The organism is Bacillus altaicus, from assembly GCF_042136375.2.
GTDB classification, from domain to species: domain Bacteria; phylum Bacillota; class Bacilli; order Bacillales; family Bacillaceae_G; genus Bacillus_A; species Bacillus_A cereus_U.
In genome coordinates this window covers 1954158-1971334 of the sequence record NZ_CM143394.1, presented here as the reverse complement: position 1 = coordinate 1971334, position 17177 = coordinate 1954158, and the positions used below count along the sequence as shown (strand labels likewise).

The following is a 17177-nucleotide window of genomic DNA, read 5'->3' as shown; positions in this document are numbered from 1 at the left end:
TCTTATAACACATGATGCAATCTGCTATTAAAAAGAACGTACATATTATACAGATGTAAACAAAAAACAACTCCAAAATCAACTTTTATTGTATATTTTGGAGTTACTTTACGTTTATTCTATGATTGTTTCTAAAGGTAAATCTGTATAGGAATTATCCTCACCTATATTCAAGATTACTTCACATTGACGTAATCTCAATTCAAAGAGCGTTATAGGATCACGATAAACTTCAGGGTTTGATTTCATTTTATGCAGTTTATCTTGTTTTTCTTTTATTTCTAAATGAGTGTTTTTTACAGCTTGTTCCAACGCGCCAAATGGATTTCTAAAGAACATATTAATATCCCGCTCTTGTGTGTTTTCAAACAGCTCAAATTGCAAGAAAAACTTCTTCATAATAGAAGCCGTTACATCTGTATAATCTTCATTTTCTAAATACTGTTTATATTTGTTATATAGCATAGCTTTATTTTTAGGAAGAACTCCAAATAATTTACCGGCACTTTTCAGTAAAAATTGTGCTGGCGTAAATCGGCGTAAAATATTTACTTCTTCCATTTGTATTCTAGTTGTCATTCTATCAGTATCTCTGCGCCAGTCATCAATTACTTTAAAGTCACATTCTAACTGTATTCGATTTTCTCCAAATAAAGAATTAAGTCCTTCACTGGTTTCTTCTAAGTACAATTGACTTTGAAGGAGCTCGTTATTAGAAGTCGCAATCCAATTTTGCATAGAGCGAGCAAGATTAGGTAATACAGTTTGTTCTAGATATTGTTGCACTCTTTCATTCATCGCTGTGTTTAGTTCAATATCAATGTGACCAAAATCGCTTTCTTCACTAATTAAATCGGAACAACTCTGCAATAGTTTCGGAATATGTTCTGTAAGATCATTAGTAATTTCGTTTTTCATTGTACGATATGATTCTGTAATTAAATGAATTTTGTCCTTCTCAAAAGCAGTAAGGTTATTAATACAAGCATTTAGTTTAACTAACATATCTTCATTCCAATTAATAGAATCCACTAGATTATTTTCCCTCTCGACGCGTTTATCCAAAAGATATGTAATTGTTTTTCGAATGAAAAACAATAGCTTTTCAGTACGTTCTGCATCGATATTTTTATGGTTAAAGTTAAAATGAATAAACTCAGTTAAATCGTTTAGTTGTTTACTATTTGTATATAACGAAGAATAAGGGAAAACTCTTGCATTAGGGAAATATGTATTTATTCTCACTTGCGTATCTTGTATAACTCTTTTTGCTTCTGCTTCATTGTAAATGTTATCGATTTTATTTAATAAGAAATGAACTTGTAGATTTGGTGTATGTTCTTGAATACTTAATAGAATGTCACGTTCTTTGTCAGTAAAAGGTGAATCCGTATTCAATACGAATAATAATTCATCTACAGAGTTTAAATATTCAAACACCTCATCTCTCGCGTCATTGTTCCTATTAAAGCTAGGTGTAACAACGAATGTAAGTTTATTTTCACTTAAAAACCTGCATGGTAATTTAAATTCAACACATGCTCTATCTCTATATGTTTGAAGGTGCACTGCCATCATGTTATGGAAATCAGAGAAATTCTCAGTTGTTGTAATTTCCGAATCTGTTATAGCGTTAATTTCTGTATAAGCGTCATTTTTAAAAACAACAACATTTGAGATTGAGTTTTCTAATATATTTTCTCCTAAAATAGAGTTAATAAATGACGCTTTTCCGTTTCCTGAAGTTCCAGTTACTAATAGGCGATTTGTTTTTAAATCTGCAAGCTCGCCTACTAACCAGCTAAATCGGTGACCCATTTCTAAATCATGTTCTTGTGCCCACCCTGTAATAGATTCAAAAAGATGTAAACTATACTCTAAGCCATTCACATGATTAATAGAATATGACAGTAGGTTTTCCGCATATTTTATATCCGCTGAATCTATTTTGGAAGGAAAAATCTCATCCCATGCCAATACTGCTGCAGCTGGAAATACAGCATGAGAGGGATTGACTACCTTTAACCAATTTGTTAACAGATTTGGAATAATATCGTGTAATTGTCTAAGCATATATTGACCTTGAATTAATTCAAAGTATGTTTCTTCGTAAAGAGAAGAAATTTCGTCCCATATATCGGACGAATGCATTTCGATATGTATGAAAAATTCATTTATTGTGTTAAGCCATAATAAGTAATTTTGTTCATCTTTATAGCTGTGCCAAAGTGATGAAACCATTTGCGTAAATTGCACTTGATCTACATTATTTAATGTAACTAATACTTTATAAAAATAATCTGGTGAAATATTTTTAGTAAACCCTTTATCGATATATTCTTTTAGAACCTCAAACCACGGATAAGATTCTGTTCGAATTAACTCGTTCACAGCAAGCTCTACTGCACTATCAAAATCTTGCTGTTCTTCATAAAAGGAACGTGCAATTGTTGTGACGCTTGGATAATCGGGATTTAAAGAAACCGCTTCTTTTATAACAGCGAAAGCTGAATCAAAATTATTTTGCTCGATGTAAAGAGACAGTAATTGCAGTACAATTTCGGTCATAAGTATTTTGTTATCAGTAGTAATGGAAGTATACACGTTTTCAGCAACTGATAATTGGTTAAGTTCGAAGTAAGCATCCGCAATATTTTTTTGTGCCCATGGCGCTAATTCATTACTAATTTTCTCCCATTTAAAAATAGCTGCTTCAAAATCTTGATGGTGATAATAAAATTCACCTTGCGCAAAACGAATATAAGATCCATCAGAAATCTCATTTTTTTCTTCGTTTACATAAGCTTCTCCAAGTACTTGAAGAGGTGGGTGTGTTTCATTCTCCATTAGGAATGTTTCATAATACATCTTTTTTATTAATTGTTTTTCTAATCTCATCTTTTCCCCCACTATATCTCGAAAATACATTTTTCGAGATATGTCAATACTTTTTTGTATGTATGCTTTTTATCTTAACAAAGAATTCCTTTTGGAAAATTTCATTTTCCTTTCATTTTTCAAGTAAGATTGAATTTTTATGAGAAAAGTTTCAGTTCTTTTTCAATTCCCTTTCAATTGTGAAACAACATTAAATGTTCCTAATAGCTTAATACGAGTATAATATCCACATTAAATTATTAGGAATATAACATATATAATACATTATAAAAACAATCTATATTGAATATATATGCGACATTTCCTTCGTTGATAAATGAAAGAGACTACCAAATAATGGTTGTTAGATGAACCAAGATGCCACGTCCCTTTAAAATTTCAGCTACATCACGATAACTTAAAAAACAGCAATAGTAGTTAGCGGCTATCAATACAATATCTTTCTCGAATTGTTTTTCTTTAAAATATTTCAGTATTTATGTAATTTAATTCCATTAACCTATATAAATAACTAGTCCAAAAAAATATATATGCATATCATGTTATAGTAAAGAATTTAGGAAATCCTAAAAAGGAGGCAATCTCATGTTTGAAGATAAATCTAAAATAAATTACCCATATGAATTTACAGAAACTACAACAGTTCCTCTAAAGAACCCCATTGATAAAAAATTCAAGAACGGCACAGATACACATAATTTCCCAATTAAAAAACACTACAAAGAACAGGTGCTATATACTGAAAAAATTAATAATAATAATAAAAATAAATAATTGTATAGATCCTTATAACAATTAACCAAATAAAAATCAATATTTAGCCATGCATAGTTACGTTTTTAACAATGTGTAAATCTTCATTATACAATTCACGCACCTTTTAAAAAGTGCTGATATACAGCGCTTTTTTATACATAGATATATTAAAGCTGTCTTATCCTAGAAATAAACTATCTTACAACCTTAAGTATGTTTGCTCAAATTTGAATAAACTGTAAAATCACTCCACCCTATTCTCGTTTAACAATTAATTCTACATATTAAAAGGGAGCAACATTAATATGTTGCTCCCCTCTTACATCTAATTTTATTATCCCTACATAACCCTCTTAAACATCTTCTCCAACTCATACGTAGAATGATGCACAAGAATCGGTCTTCCGTGCGGGCATGTATATGGATTTGTTGTTGTACGCAGCTCTTCGAGTAAAGCAAATATTTGATCGTTCGTTAAATATTGATTTGCTTTAATCGACGCTTTACAGCTCATCATGATGGCAGCTTCTTCTCGTAGTTTTTTAATATCCACTTTTTTTAGTTTAACAACTTGCTCCATCATTTCGTCGATAATTTCTGTTTCCTGTCCTTTCGGGAACCACGTTGGATGCGAGCGGACGATAAAGGATTGATGGCCGAATTGCTCTAAAAATAGACCAACTTTTTTCAGTTCTTCTAGCTGCTCTTCAACACGTAAAAATTCAGTAAGAGATAAATCAATACGGTACGGTACAAGTAGTTCTTGTACTTCTTGCGTTACTCTTCCTACTTTATCACGGAAATATTCATAGTTGATACGTTCCTGCGCTGCATGCTGATCAATCATATATAATCCATTATCATTTTGAGCGAAAATATATGTTCCATGCATTTGTCCAATTGGATAAAGCGGTGGTAAGTCATTACCGTTCATTTCAATCTCTTTTATTTCTCCGACTTCTTCTTCCAATTCCTCTAATTCAAAGTCGTCATCGTTACTGTTCCACGATTTCTCTTCTCGGATCGGTTCTTCGATTATCGGTTTAGAGGATGGCTGCCAACTTTGCTCTTCTCTTACTAATGACTGTGGTGGTTGCCATTCTTGCTTCGGCGGTTGCCAAAGTTGTGCCGGCTGTTTCACAGTCGTTGGTTCTTCTTGTTTCTCATCCATTCCTGTCGGTAAAACAATATTAGGCATAGATGGTTCTTTCAGCTTCGTATGCTCAAACTGGAATTGCCCTTGCACACTTTCGTCTTTTTCTTTTTTCTTCGTTGTTACTCCAGCATCAGGGATAAGCTGTATTTTTTTGAATGCAGCTTGCAATGTTTCTTCGATAAGCTTTAGCAATTCTTGTTCTTTACTAAAGCGAACTTCTAATTTTGCTGGATGTACGTTGACATCAACAAGCATTGGATCCATTTCAATTGATAAGAAACCGATTGGGTATCGTCCGATTGGCAGTAACGTATGATATCCTTGCTGAATTGCCTTCATTAATACGAAATTTCGAACGTAACGGCCATTTACAATCGTTGACATATAGTTACGAGACGCTCTCGTTACTTCTGGTAATGTTACATAACCTTTAATGGTAAAGTCTAAAGACTCAGCTTCAATCGGAATCAGCTTCTTCGCAACTTGAATGCTGTAAATCGATGCAAGCACTTGTCTTACATCACCGTTTCCTGATGTATGAAGCAATTTCTTTTCATTATGAAACAGTTTTAACGATACTTCTGGATGAGACATTGCAATACGATACACGATATCTGTAATGTTCCCAAGCTCTGTATGAATAGTTTTCATATATTTAAGGCGCGCTGGTGTATTAAAGAATAAGTTTTGTACTGTAATATCTGTTCCTTTTCGGCTCGCCGTTTTCTCTTGTCTTATAATGTCCCCACCTTTAATAATAAGGTGTATACCAGGCGCATCACCTGTGCTTGTGATTAATTCTAATTCACTAACTGAGGCAATACTCGGCAATGCCTCACCACGGAAACCGAGCGTTCTTATACGAAATAGATCATTTTCATCTTTAATTTTGCTCGTTGCGTGGCGTTCAAACGCAACGATACAATCTTCTTCTGCAATGCCATCTCCATTATCAATAATACGAATTTTTGATAAACCAGCTTCTTCTAAGTGGATTTCAATAGATGTACTATTCGCATCGATAGAATTTTCCACAAGTTCTTTTACGACTGAGGCAGGGCGCTCTACTACTTCCCCTGCCGCAATTAAGTTAGAGAGTTGGTCATCGAGTTTGCGAATTTTCCCCATCTACTTACTCATCCTTTCTTTAACTTTTTCTGCAAGCGATAGAGTTCATTCATCGCTTCTAAAGGTGTCATATCGAGTAAATCAATTTTTTTAATTTGCGCAAGTACTGCTGCTTCTTTTTGATCTAACACTGACTTGTCTTGTTTTTTCGAAGACTGTTCTGCACTAAAGAAAGATAGTTGTGATTCTTCTTCAGTCTCTACTTTTGTTTCTTGTATTTCGGCTTGTTCTTCTTTTACAACAACTGGTTCTGGAGAAACTTCTTGCACTTTCACTTCTACTCGTTTCGGAATAATAATTTCTTCCTGTCCTTCTAGTTGTGCTAACACTTCTTTCGCGCGAGCGATTAAGCTATCTGGAAGCTCAGCAAGTTGAGCAACGTGAATTCCGTAACTTTTATCAGCCGCTCCATCTTGAATTTTATGAAGGAAAACTACTTTTCCATTCTCTTCAATAGCTGAAACATGTACATTCTTTAGTTGGTCTAAACTTTCTTCTAACACTGTTAATTCATGATAATGTGTAGAGAATAATGTTTTCGCACCAATTTGGTCATGAATATGTTCAATGATTGCTTGTGCAAGTGCCATACCATCATACGTAGATGTACCGCGTCCAATTTCATCGAATAAAATTAAACTTCTTTCCGATGCATTTGCAATTGCATTTTTCGCTTCTAACATTTCAACCATAAATGTACTTTGACCTGATATTAAATCATCCGCTGCACCAATTCTCGTAAAGATTTGATCGAAGACAGGTAATACTGCTTCTGTCGCTGGTACAAAGCAACCAATTTGTGACATAACAGTAACAAGTGCTAATTGTCTCATATACGTACTTTTACCAGACATGTTCGGTCCTGTAATTAAAAAGACATCCATCTTCTCCGGCATAATACAATTATTCGGTACATACAATTTCCCGTTCAATACTTTTTCAACGACAGGATGACGACCATCTTTAATAAAGATTTCGCGCTTAGTTGTTAAAACAGGTTTTACAAACTGCTCTTCTTCACTAACTGTCGCAAAGCTTTGCAGTACGTCTAGTTCACTAATTACTTTCGCTAAATGTTGTAATTTCGGAATAAATACTTTTACTTCTTCGCGAAGTGCTGTAAATAAATCGTATTCTAATTGTACAATTTTCTCTTCTGCTTCTAAGATTAATGTTTCTTTTTCTTTTAGTTCATCTGTTATGAAACGCTCTGCATTTGCAAGTGTTTGTTTACGCTCATAGCGCCCTTCTGGAAGTGCTGCAAGATTCGCCTTCGTCACTTCAATGTAGTAGCCAAAAATACGGTTGTACCCAATTTTTAATGATTTAATCCCTGTAATATCACGCTCTCGTTTTTCAAGCTCCGCGATCCACGTTTTTCCGTTTTTACTAACGTAACGATATTGATCAAGCTTGTCATTATAACCATCTTTAATAATATCTCCATCTTTAATAGAAAGCGGTGGGTTTTCTTGAATACTTCTTCCTAGTAATTCAGTTAAGGTCTCACATGGATCCGCACCTTGAATTAATCTTGCTGCATAAGCATTATCTAAAAGACTAATCGCTTCTAAAATAGCTGGTACTTGCAGTAAAGAACGTCTTAACTGTAATAAGTCCCGTGCATTTACATTACCAAATGCAACTTTCCCTGCTAAACGCTCTAAATCATATACTTCTTTTAACTTTTCTTTTAAATCTTCACGTAAAAAGTAATCATTTACAAACGTTTCAACCATTTCTAAACGCTCTTCAACTTTTTCTTTCTGGATAAGTGGACGTTCCATCCACTGTTTTAACATACGCCCACCCATAGCCGTTTTTGTTTTGTCTAATAGCCATAATAATGAGCCTGTCTTTTCCTTCGTACGAAGAGTCTCTGTTAACTCTAAATTGCGTTTTGAATGCACATCAATTTTCATAAATTGGTTCGTGTAATAAATTTCTACTGGTTGCAAGTGATCTAACGAACGTTTTTGTGTTCTTATCACATAGTTAAATAAGCGTCCAATTGCTTTAATTAATTTTGCTTGTGAAACATTTTTCACAAGATGTTCTAATCCTTCTGGAATAGTTGTTGCATCTTCATACGAAATCGTCATTTTTAATGTTTCAGTTAATTTATTTAATTCATCTTTTGAAAATGTAGAATCTACAACAATTTCTTTTGAACCAGTCGCATAAACTTCTAATAAAATATCTTCTACTGAACCAGTTAATAACGTCACTGTATTTTGTCCAGTCGTTAAGTCATTACAAGCTAGCGCATAAGATCCATCTTCGAAATGTGTTAATGCTGCTAAGAAGTTATTCTCCTTCTCGTCTATTGTACGCCCTTCCATCATCGTTCCTGGCGTAATTAGTTGTACTACTTCACGACGTACTACACCTTTAGCTGTTTTTGGATCTTCCACTTGCTCACAAACAGCTACTTTATATCCTTTTTCAACAAGTTGTTCAATATAATTTTTAGCTGCATGATGTGGTACACCACACATCGGTATACGTTCACTACTACCACCATCTCGGCTCGTTAATGTAATTTCAAGTTCATGAGCTGCTTTAACCGCATCTTCAAAGAACATTTCATAAAAATCACCTAATCGGAAAAATAAAAAGGCATCTTGATAGTCTGCCTTAACCTTTAAGTATTGCTGTATCATAGGCGTATATTGCGTCATGTCTTTCCTCCATAATTCTTGCATAATAATCTATATTCATATATGTCACACTTCACGGACACCCTATCTCCTATTCCAGGAGTCTTTCCTCATTATAGCACATTTCATAAGGAATCATGTTCATTCAGCACTACTTATGTATTGTAAAAAGCTAGGAAGAACTTCTCCCTAGCTTTCTCTTACTCTTCTTCTGCATCGACGATAAAGTTCGGATCTAATTCTTCAAACTCATCATCATCGACTTGGAAATCCTCGTCTGATTCTACGCAACCTTCAGGATTTACACTTACACAAATTTTCGTTTCCCCAACTACTTCTGTTACAAATTCACGTTCTACCGTCACAACAATTTTATTACCATTTGGCGATACAAGAGCTTCTAAACAATTTGGCGGCTGAATTACACGAGCGATAATTTCTAAATCGTCACCAGAGAAGTTTTTATCACGATACCCAATGCTTACTTCATCAGTGTAGTTAACACGTTCTGTTACAACTTCAGTCTTTGTGTTTCCATCAAATGAATACCAAGTGTTTACATCATAGAAACCTTCAATTTCCACATGTTTCCCATTCTTTCTCGCTTCGTACGAATGGTTAATTACCCAGCACCCTAAAATACTTGTTGGCTCATTATTCGATTCACATGTATGCGTTGACTTTGTATACTTACGTCCTTTTCCAACCACTGCTTTTGTAATAATCTCTCTAAATTCGGACATTCGTAACCCTCCTCAATCACTATTCACTTAATCATATGCGTGACAATAGCGGAATGTGTCATTCTTTTTTTTGAGAAGAATTTCCGATATAACCCACTAAAAAAAAGAGATGTCAATAAGACACCTCTTTAACAACCACAATTTCCTTTTTTACTTTCTACCGCCGCACCAGTTTCACCCTTCAACACATCGCCACCAGTTGAAACTAATATTTCATCTGTTACATTGTTAGAAATGGTACTAGCAACTAGCTGTAGTAAGTCATTTACATATGTTTGTGAAGATTTAAACTCCTGTACAACTGGGATATTATCTAACTTATCTTGAAGCGCATCAATTTCAGCTTCTACTTTTTTCAAAGCTTCCCATTTCCCATAATGTTGCAAGTTTACTGCTTGTTTTTGCAAAGCTTTTATTTCATCAATTGCTCGCTTTACATTTTCATTTTTATTAATTTGTGCTTCTGCTCGCTTAAAGAAATCGACTTCTTCTGTTTCAGAGATCATTTTCGCTAATTCTTTCGCTTGCTCAACAATTTCATCTTTCGTATATACTTTCATCTATTATTTCACCTCAATCGGTTCCTTAACCAATTCCCCGTTAAGAGACCAAGTTTTTGCTTCCGTTACTTTTACTTTCACAAGCTGACCAATTAAAGATTTTGAAGCAACAAAGTTTACAAGTTTATTCGTACGCGTGTATCCGGCAAGTACTTCAGGGTTATTCTTACTTTCTCCATCAACTAATACTTCTACAATTTGTCCTATATAACGCTTGTTTTTATTAACTGCATATTCATTCACTAGTGTATTTAAGCGTTGTAATCGCTCTTTCTTCACTTCCATCGGAACATTATCTTGCATTTTTGCAGCTGGTGTACCTTCACGCGGAGAATAAATAAATGTAAATGCCGTATCAAATCCTACTTCACGATATAACGACATCGTCTCTTCAAACTGTTCGTCCGTTTCATTTGGGAAACCAACGATAATATCAGTCGTTAGTACTGCATTTGGAATTGTTTCTTTAATTTTTCGTACAAGCTCTAAATAGTGTTCTCGCGAATATTTACGCGCCATAATTTTAAGCATATCTGTACTACCAGATTGAACTGGTAAGTGGATATGTTCTACTAGGTTACCACCTTTTCCAAGAACATCAATTAAATGATCATCAAAATCACGTGGATGACTTGTTGTAAAACGAATACGTGCGATATCGATTTTACGAAGTTCATCCATTAAATCGCCAAGACCATATTGTATATCTTCAAAGTCTTTACCGTATGCGTTTACGTTTTGACCAAGTAACGTAATTTCTCTATAACCGTTCGCAGCTAAATGGCGAATTTCTTTAATAATATCTTCTGGACGTCTGCTACGCTCTTTTCCGCGTGTATACGGTACAATACAATATGTACAGAACTTATCACAGCCATACATAATATTTACCCAAGCTTTAATATCACCACGACGTACTTTCGGAAGGTTTTCAATTACATCCCCTTCTTTTGACCAAACTTCAACTACCGTCTCTTTTGAGAACATTGCGTCCTTTAAGATATACGGTAATCTATGAATATTATGTGTACCGAACACCATATCTACATGCTGATTTTTTTGCATAATTTTATTTACAACAGATTCCTCTTGAGACATACAACCACATACACCAATTAAAAGATCCGGATTTCTTCGCTTTAATGATTTTAAATGACCAAGTTCACCGAACACTTTATTTTCAGCGTTTTCACGAATTGCACAAGTATTTAATAAAATCACATCTGCCTCTTCAGTTGAAAAAGTTGGCTCATATCCAAGTGTTGTAAAAATCCCAGCCATTACTTCTGTATCATGCTCATTCATTTGACAGCCATATGTACGAATGTAAAACTTTCTTCCTGCGCCAAAATTACGGAACTCTTCAGGTAAGCCAAAATCTCGTTCAATTTTAACTTCTTCTTTCCCACGCTTTTTCGCCAATTTCAAGGAAGGTGGTTGGTATACACTTTCAAAGTATTTACTATAATCTTTCTCTTCTTTTTTCGTAGAGGAATTTGCTTGTCGACTTGCTAATCGTTGTTGCTCGTTCATCGGTAATCTCCTTTCACCCTTAACTATACACACACTCTGTAGTCCATTTAAATGCGCTTAGACCCATCTCAATGATGTTAGATAGCTTGAGAGATAACTTGCCCTTTGAAACTTGAGTAATCGATCTAATCATCCGTAAGAATGAAGTCTTCCCCACACAAATAGACATTCCCTTTTTATTATTTCATCTTGTCCTATTGAAAAGCATATTGCTTTATCCCTATACACATTATCATAGTATAGAACGTTTAGCCAATTTTAAAGAAGAAGAAGCCTTATCCTATATTACATTTCACAGTTAATGAACATGCTATTTTTATACAACGATTTATATATTATTTTATCATTCTGAATTTTCTAAGTAAACAAATCTATTAATTATTTTTATTCACTCAAAAAGAAGGTTGCCAAGTGGCAACCTTCTCTCCGATCATTACATAAATTCAGCAACAAGCTCATCAAACATTTTCTGATCCATATTTAAATCAGCTTGCACTAAAGGCTTTTCACTATAGTCTTTTACAAGCTCTTGGTAAGAAGGCTGCTTTGTATTTTGATAAATTAAACCTGTTACTAACCCGTTCTTTTCCATTAATGTTTGCATAGCCATCATGCGGTTAGATGGATCGTATCCTTCTACTGTACTTAGTTTCGTTAAATTCTCTTTAAACCAATCATAAGTATTTACTTTATTGTAAGTAACACATGGACTAAATACATTAATTAATGAAAAGCCTTTATGGTTAATACCAGCTTCAATAATTTGCGTTAATTCTTTTAAATCACTTGAAAAGCTTTGCGCCACAAATGTCGCACCAGCTGTTAATGCCATTTCCATAACATTTAGTGATGGTTCAATTGAACCTTGTGGTGTACTTTTCGTTTTAAATCCAGCTTCACTACGTGGTGAAGTTTGACCTTTTGTTAATCCGTAAATTTGGTTATCCATTACGATATACGTAATATCAATGTTACGACGAATAGAATGGATTGTATGTCCCATACCAATCGCAAAACCATCACCGTCACCACCGGATGCAATAACTGTTAAATCACGATTTGCCATTTTCACACCTTGTGCAATCGGAAGAGCACGTCCGTGAATACTATGCAAACCATATGAATTAATATACCCTGAAATACGACCTGAACAGCCGATACCAGAAATAACAGCTAGCTCATCTGGATTTAAACCAACGTTAGCTGCCGCACGCTGAATCGCAGCCTGCACCGAGAAGTCTCCGCAACCTGGGCACCAGTTTGGTTTTACACTGTTACGAAAGTCCTTAAATGTTGCCATTTAATACAACCCCTTTTTTACATTCGTTGTAAATCTCTTTCGGCAAGAATGGATTTCCATCGTATTTTAAAAGACTAGAAATTTTCTCACCATTGCCAAGATTCATTTTCATAATGTTAGCAAGCTGACCAGTTGCATTGTTTTCTACTACTACAACACGCTTCGCTTTTTTCACAAGTGGATCGATTTCAGCTGTTGGGAACGGATGAATTAAACGTACATGGGCATGGTTTACTTTCATTCCTTCTTGTTCCAAACGCTGCATTGCCTCTTCGATCGCACCACGAGTTGAGTTAAAGCCAACTAACAATACGTCTGCGTCATCATGCTTAGCATTTTTGTAAATAGGGGTATTAAACTGCAAGTTCGCCATTTTACGGAAACGTTTGTCCATTTGATCTTTACGATTTAACGCTGATTCAGATGGTTTACCCGTTTCATCATGTTCTACACCTGTAACATGGTGAATACCATTTTTCATACCAGGTAAAACACGTGGTGAAACTCCATCTTCTGTTACTTCATAACGCTTGAAGTATGCTTTATTTTCACGTTCTGGTAATTCTACTTCTAAATCAAGCTTACCGCGACGAATTTCAACTTTATCTAACTTAAGTGGTTCTACTGTTTGCTTTCCTAAAGAAAGCTGTAGATCTGTTAAGAAAATAACAGGTACTTGATACTCTTCTGCTAAGTTAAACGCTTCTACAATATCATAGAAAGCTTCTTCAACTGTACTTGGCGCCATTACGATTTTTGGAATTTCACCATGCGTTCCGTAAATCATAGCCATTAAGTCAGACTGCTCTTGTTTTGTTGGTAAGCCCGTACTTGGACCACCACGTTGTGTATCAATGATAACTAGTGGTGTTTCAGTAATACCTGCCAAACCAATTGCTTCCATCATTAATGAAAGACCAGGACCAGCAGATGCTGTTAATGTACGAACACCAGCGTAGTTTGCACCAATCGCCATTGTACAAGCTGCGATTTCATCCTCGGTTTGGATTACTGTTCCGCCGACTTTCGGTAACTTTTTAATTAAATATTCCATAATTTCAGATGCAGGTGTGATTGGATATGCGGACATAAAGCGAGCACCACCAGCTACCGCACCAAATGCGATTGCGTCGTTTCCAATCATAAACATGCGTTTCTTACCATCAGCTTTTTCAAGCTGCATCATGTTTACTTTCTCACCAAGCAATTCTTTCATATATTGAGAGCCGCGTTTAATTGCTTCCATATTCTTTTGAACGACTTGCTCCCCTTTACGACCAAAGATTTCTTCAACAACCTCTAAATAAGCTGTTTCGTCTAACCCTAATACCGAACTAGATGCCCCAACAGCAACCATATTTTTCATTAATGATGTGCCTAACTCTGAAGCGATATCTGTAAACGGTATCACATATAGATTTACATCTGTATTATCAGGTATTGTTGGATTAAATTTCGCATCTGCAACTACAATTCCGCCCGGACGTAGTTCGTGGAAGTTAAAATCAATTGTTTCTTGATCAAAAGCAATTAAAATATCTAAATCATCTGAGATCGCGCGTACTTCTGTTGTACTTACACGAATTTTATTATTTGTATGGCCGCCTTTAATACGTGATGAGAAGTGGCGGTAACCGTATAGGTAATATCCTAATCGGTTTAATGCAATACAGAAGATTTCCCCTGTACTTTCAATTCCTTCACCTTGTTGGCCTCCAACTTTCCATGAAAGTTGACTAATCATCTCCTACACCCCTTTTGGCTGCATTCATTGTAGTGTATTTTTTTACAGTATTAGTTTAGCATTTTTTATGCAAATAAACTACAATGGACGCAAATTATGCCTCTTCTGTTTTCCCTGAATCTTTAGTATAATGCTATTTTGTTCACCATTCTAGTATTAGGTCTTAAAAAAATCAATAAATTACCGCGAGTAAAATTTATTTTTTTCTGGATTTTTAAAAATAAATAATTAGAAAGTAATACGATCAATAAAATTTTCATACAAAAATCGCTCTACAGTTGATTCACTATACTTTTTACAAAGTTGATTAATTATATTTTCATAATCCCTATATGCTTCTACACCTACAACAGTTTCTAAAATCCCATCAAAATCAGAACCAAACCCTATATTTTTTTCTCCACCTAATGAACAAATATATTCCACATGCCTTAATATATCTGCTATATTCGCTTGTCTTTCATTCGTTAAAAACTGTGGTACGAAAGTAATACCAATAATGCTATTTTTCGTTATAAGAGCTCTTATTTGTTCATCGGTTAGATTGCGTGGATGCCCACAAAGTTGATAACAGTTTGAGTGAGATGCAATTGGGTTTTTAGCAATTTCTATAACATCCCAAAAGCTTCTTTCATTTAAGTGAGACACATCAGTCCATAAATGTAACGTATTAAGTTCTTGTACAACTTGTCTACCAAATGTAGTTAAACCTGCCCCACGTGCCTCTAGCGCTCCATCAGCTAACAGATTGGCATAGTTCCATGTCAATCCAAAGGAACGTACACCTAAGCGATAAAACAAACGTAATTTCATCGCTTCTGTTCCAATTGCTTCGCATCCTTCTAATGTTAATAATGCTCCAATCTCGTCCTGTTTTAGCATGTTAATATCGTTTTTTGTCTGAATAAACTTCATTCCTGGTAGTGATAGAATTTCATTATGAAAAATATCTATCATTTGCAGCGCAACTTCAAAACGATTTTCATACGCTACTGTTTCTGGTACATATATAGCAAAGCATTGTATACTTCCTTTTCTTTTCTTTAATTGTTCAAATGTAATATGTAATTGTGAATCGTTTTGAAAGTCTTTTTTCCCCTTTGCACTCCATAACTGAAAGAGTACATCGCAATGCGCATCAAAAATTTTCATTTTCATTCCTCCATTACAAAAACAACCTGTTTGCATACATGCAAACAGGTTGTTTCAACTTAACGAGGTTCTACAATTAATTTTATTGCTGTACGCTCTTCACCATCAATCATAATATCTGTAAACGCTGGGATACAAATCAAGTCCAAACCACTAGGCGCTACAAATCCTCTTGCAATTGCTACTGCCTTTACCGCTTGGTTCAATGCACCTGCACCAATAGCTTGAATTTCTGCTGTTCCGCGTTCGCGAATAACACCTGCAAGTGCACCAGCTACAGAATTAGGGACCGACGTTGCTTTAACTTTTAATATTTCCATTCCGCGTTTCCTCCTCGTTTCTATAAAAAGTAATAGCAATTATTTCACTTTAACTTATATTCACGAGGAATGGCACGTATTCCTGCTAAATTCCTGTAATTTTTCTAAAAAATTAAAATATGAAAAATTCTCTAACTTTTCGTTAAAAATCAATCAAAAAACGGCTGGTCATCATTAATTAAAATACGCTCAATTTTCTTCGCTTTCCCTGTATTAGGATCCACATCAATTAACACTGCACTTAATTGCGTTCTACCATTCGTCACTTCAAAACGTACTGGTAAGTTCGTTAAAAACTTCTTCAATACCGCTTCGCGATCCATACCTAAAATCCCATCATATGGGCCTGTCATACCAACATCTGTAATATAAGCTGTTCCGCTTGGTAAAATACGATTATCAGCTGTAGGAACATGTGTATGTGTACCTACTACCGCTGTAGCACGACCGTCTACATACCAACCTAACGCCTGCTTCTCACTTGTTGTTTCAGCATGAAAATCAACAAAGATAATGTTTGTACGTTTTTTTGCAATGCTGATCAACTCATCCACTTTACGGAATGGACAATCGATTGGAGGAAGGAAAGTACGTCCTTGTAAGTTAATAACTGCAACTTCTGTTCCATTACAATTTACAAAGATAAGCCCTTTTCCCGGCGTCCCTTCTGGGAAGTTAGCTGGTCTTGCAAGATATTTTGCATCATCAATAAACTCAAATACTTCACGGTTATCCCAAGCATGGTTTCCAAGCGTAACCGCTTGTGCCCCGCACTCTAAAAAGTTTCGATATATTTTTTCCGTAATTCCACGTCCACCCGCAGCATTTTCTCCATTAATAATTGTTACTGTAGGTGTATATTTTTTCTTTAAAGCCGGTACGTACTGTTGAATCATGTCTCTACCAGGAGATCCTACTACATCCCCAACAAATAATATTCTCATATGTCTTACCCTTTCTATGTACTACATTTTTTATTATCATACTATAACGTGAAGCTATTTTCTTACAACAGTTACAATTTATCTATTATAAGTTTCTTTCACTTGCATACTGCTCATAAAGTGAAACTATAATCAGTGGGGGGGGTGTTCATCCCCACTGATTATTAACCTTCACCAATCGGACGTTTTCGGGCAGTTTATCCCCCACCTAATTTCTTTGCTCAAGCCGAATTTTGAGGTGGGAGTTTTACTGCCCGTTAACGCGGGATAAATAGTTTTTTTA

At 35.1% G+C, this 17177-nt stretch carries 12 protein-coding genes and 1 pseudogene; 1 reads left to right on the top strand and 12 read right to left on the bottom strand.

Annotated features, from left to right (window positions below):
- Positions 1 to 114: 114 nt before the first annotated feature.
- Together ACE38F_RS10410 and ACE38F_RS10405 are read right to left on the bottom strand one after the other, a co-directional pair.
- Entirely contained in the window at positions 115 to 2898 is a 2784-nt protein-coding gene (locus ACE38F_RS10410; protein ID WP_375369377.1) for a dynamin family protein, read from the bottom strand.
- Between the two features lie 332 nt (positions 2899 to 3230).
- Positions 3231 to 3371: pseudogene (locus ACE38F_RS10405) on the bottom strand (IS6 family transposase); the annotation flags it as partial.
- 112 nt (positions 3372 to 3483) lie between these two features.
- Here ACE38F_RS10405 and ACE38F_RS10400 point away from each other — a divergent pair.
- Positions 3484 to 3672, top strand: coding sequence for a hypothetical protein (locus ACE38F_RS10400; RefSeq protein WP_071746747.1), 189 nt, complete (start codon positions 3484 to 3486; stop codon positions 3670 to 3672).
- Between the two features lie 322 nt (positions 3673 to 3994).
- Here ACE38F_RS10400 and mutL read toward each other — a convergent pair whose 3' ends face one another.
- From mutL to ACE38F_RS10350, 10 genes are all read right to left on the bottom strand, one after another.
- Positions 3995 to 5938, bottom strand: coding sequence for a DNA mismatch repair endonuclease MutL (mutL, locus tag ACE38F_RS10395; RefSeq protein WP_375369378.1), 1944 nt, complete (start codon positions 5936 to 5938; stop codon positions 3995 to 3997).
- An 8-nt stretch (positions 5939 to 5946) separates the two neighbouring features.
- Positions 5947 to 8619 (bottom strand): DNA mismatch repair protein MutS, encoded by a 2673-nt coding sequence (mutS, locus tag ACE38F_RS10390; RefSeq protein WP_215553929.1) that lies wholly within the window; start codon positions 8617 to 8619, stop codon positions 5947 to 5949.
- 179 nt (positions 8620 to 8798) lie between these two features.
- Positions 8799 to 9341 carry an outer spore coat protein CotE gene (gene cotE, locus ACE38F_RS10385; protein WP_001288802.1) on the bottom strand — a complete coding sequence of 181 codons (543 nt, stop codon included), beginning with the start codon at positions 9339 to 9341 and terminating at the stop codon, positions 8799 to 8801.
- A gap of 128 nt (positions 9342 to 9469) precedes the next feature.
- Positions 9470 to 9901, bottom strand: coding sequence for a YlbF/YmcA family competence regulator (locus ACE38F_RS10380; RefSeq protein ID WP_002014608.1), 432 nt, complete (start codon positions 9899 to 9901; stop codon positions 9470 to 9472).
- A gap of 3 nt (positions 9902 to 9904) precedes the next feature.
- On the bottom strand, positions 9905 to 11434 hold the full coding sequence (gene miaB / locus ACE38F_RS10375; RefSeq protein WP_002146135.1) for a tRNA (N6-isopentenyl adenosine(37)-C2)-methylthiotransferase MiaB: 1530 nt from the start codon (positions 11432 to 11434) through the stop codon (positions 9905 to 9907).
- A gap of 433 nt (positions 11435 to 11867) precedes the next feature.
- Positions 11868 to 12734 carry a 2-oxoacid:ferredoxin oxidoreductase subunit beta gene (locus tag ACE38F_RS10370; protein WP_002088040.1) on the bottom strand — a complete coding sequence of 289 codons (867 nt, stop codon included), beginning with the start codon at positions 12732 to 12734 and terminating at the stop codon, positions 11868 to 11870.
- A complete protein-coding gene (locus tag ACE38F_RS10365; protein ID WP_215553930.1) occupies positions 12721 to 14478 on the bottom strand; it encodes a 2-oxoacid:acceptor oxidoreductase subunit alpha in 1758 nt (585 codons plus the stop codon). The genes ACE38F_RS10370 and ACE38F_RS10365 overlap by 14 nt, the downstream gene beginning before the upstream one ends.
- A 228-nt stretch (positions 14479 to 14706) precedes the next feature.
- Complete coding sequence (locus tag ACE38F_RS10360) at positions 14707 to 15630, bottom strand: dipeptidase (protein WP_215553931.1); 924 nt, start codon at positions 15628 to 15630, stop codon at positions 14707 to 14709.
- 59 nt (positions 15631 to 15689) lie between these two features.
- A complete protein-coding gene (spoVS, locus tag ACE38F_RS10355; protein WP_000404341.1) occupies positions 15690 to 15950 on the bottom strand; it encodes a stage V sporulation protein SpoVS in 261 nt (86 codons plus the stop codon).
- A 149-nt stretch (positions 15951 to 16099) separates the two neighbouring features.
- A complete protein-coding gene (locus ACE38F_RS10350; protein WP_002014601.1) occupies positions 16100 to 16894 on the bottom strand; it encodes a TIGR00282 family metallophosphoesterase in 795 nt (264 codons plus the stop codon).
- Positions 16895 to 17177: the final 283 nt, after the last annotated feature.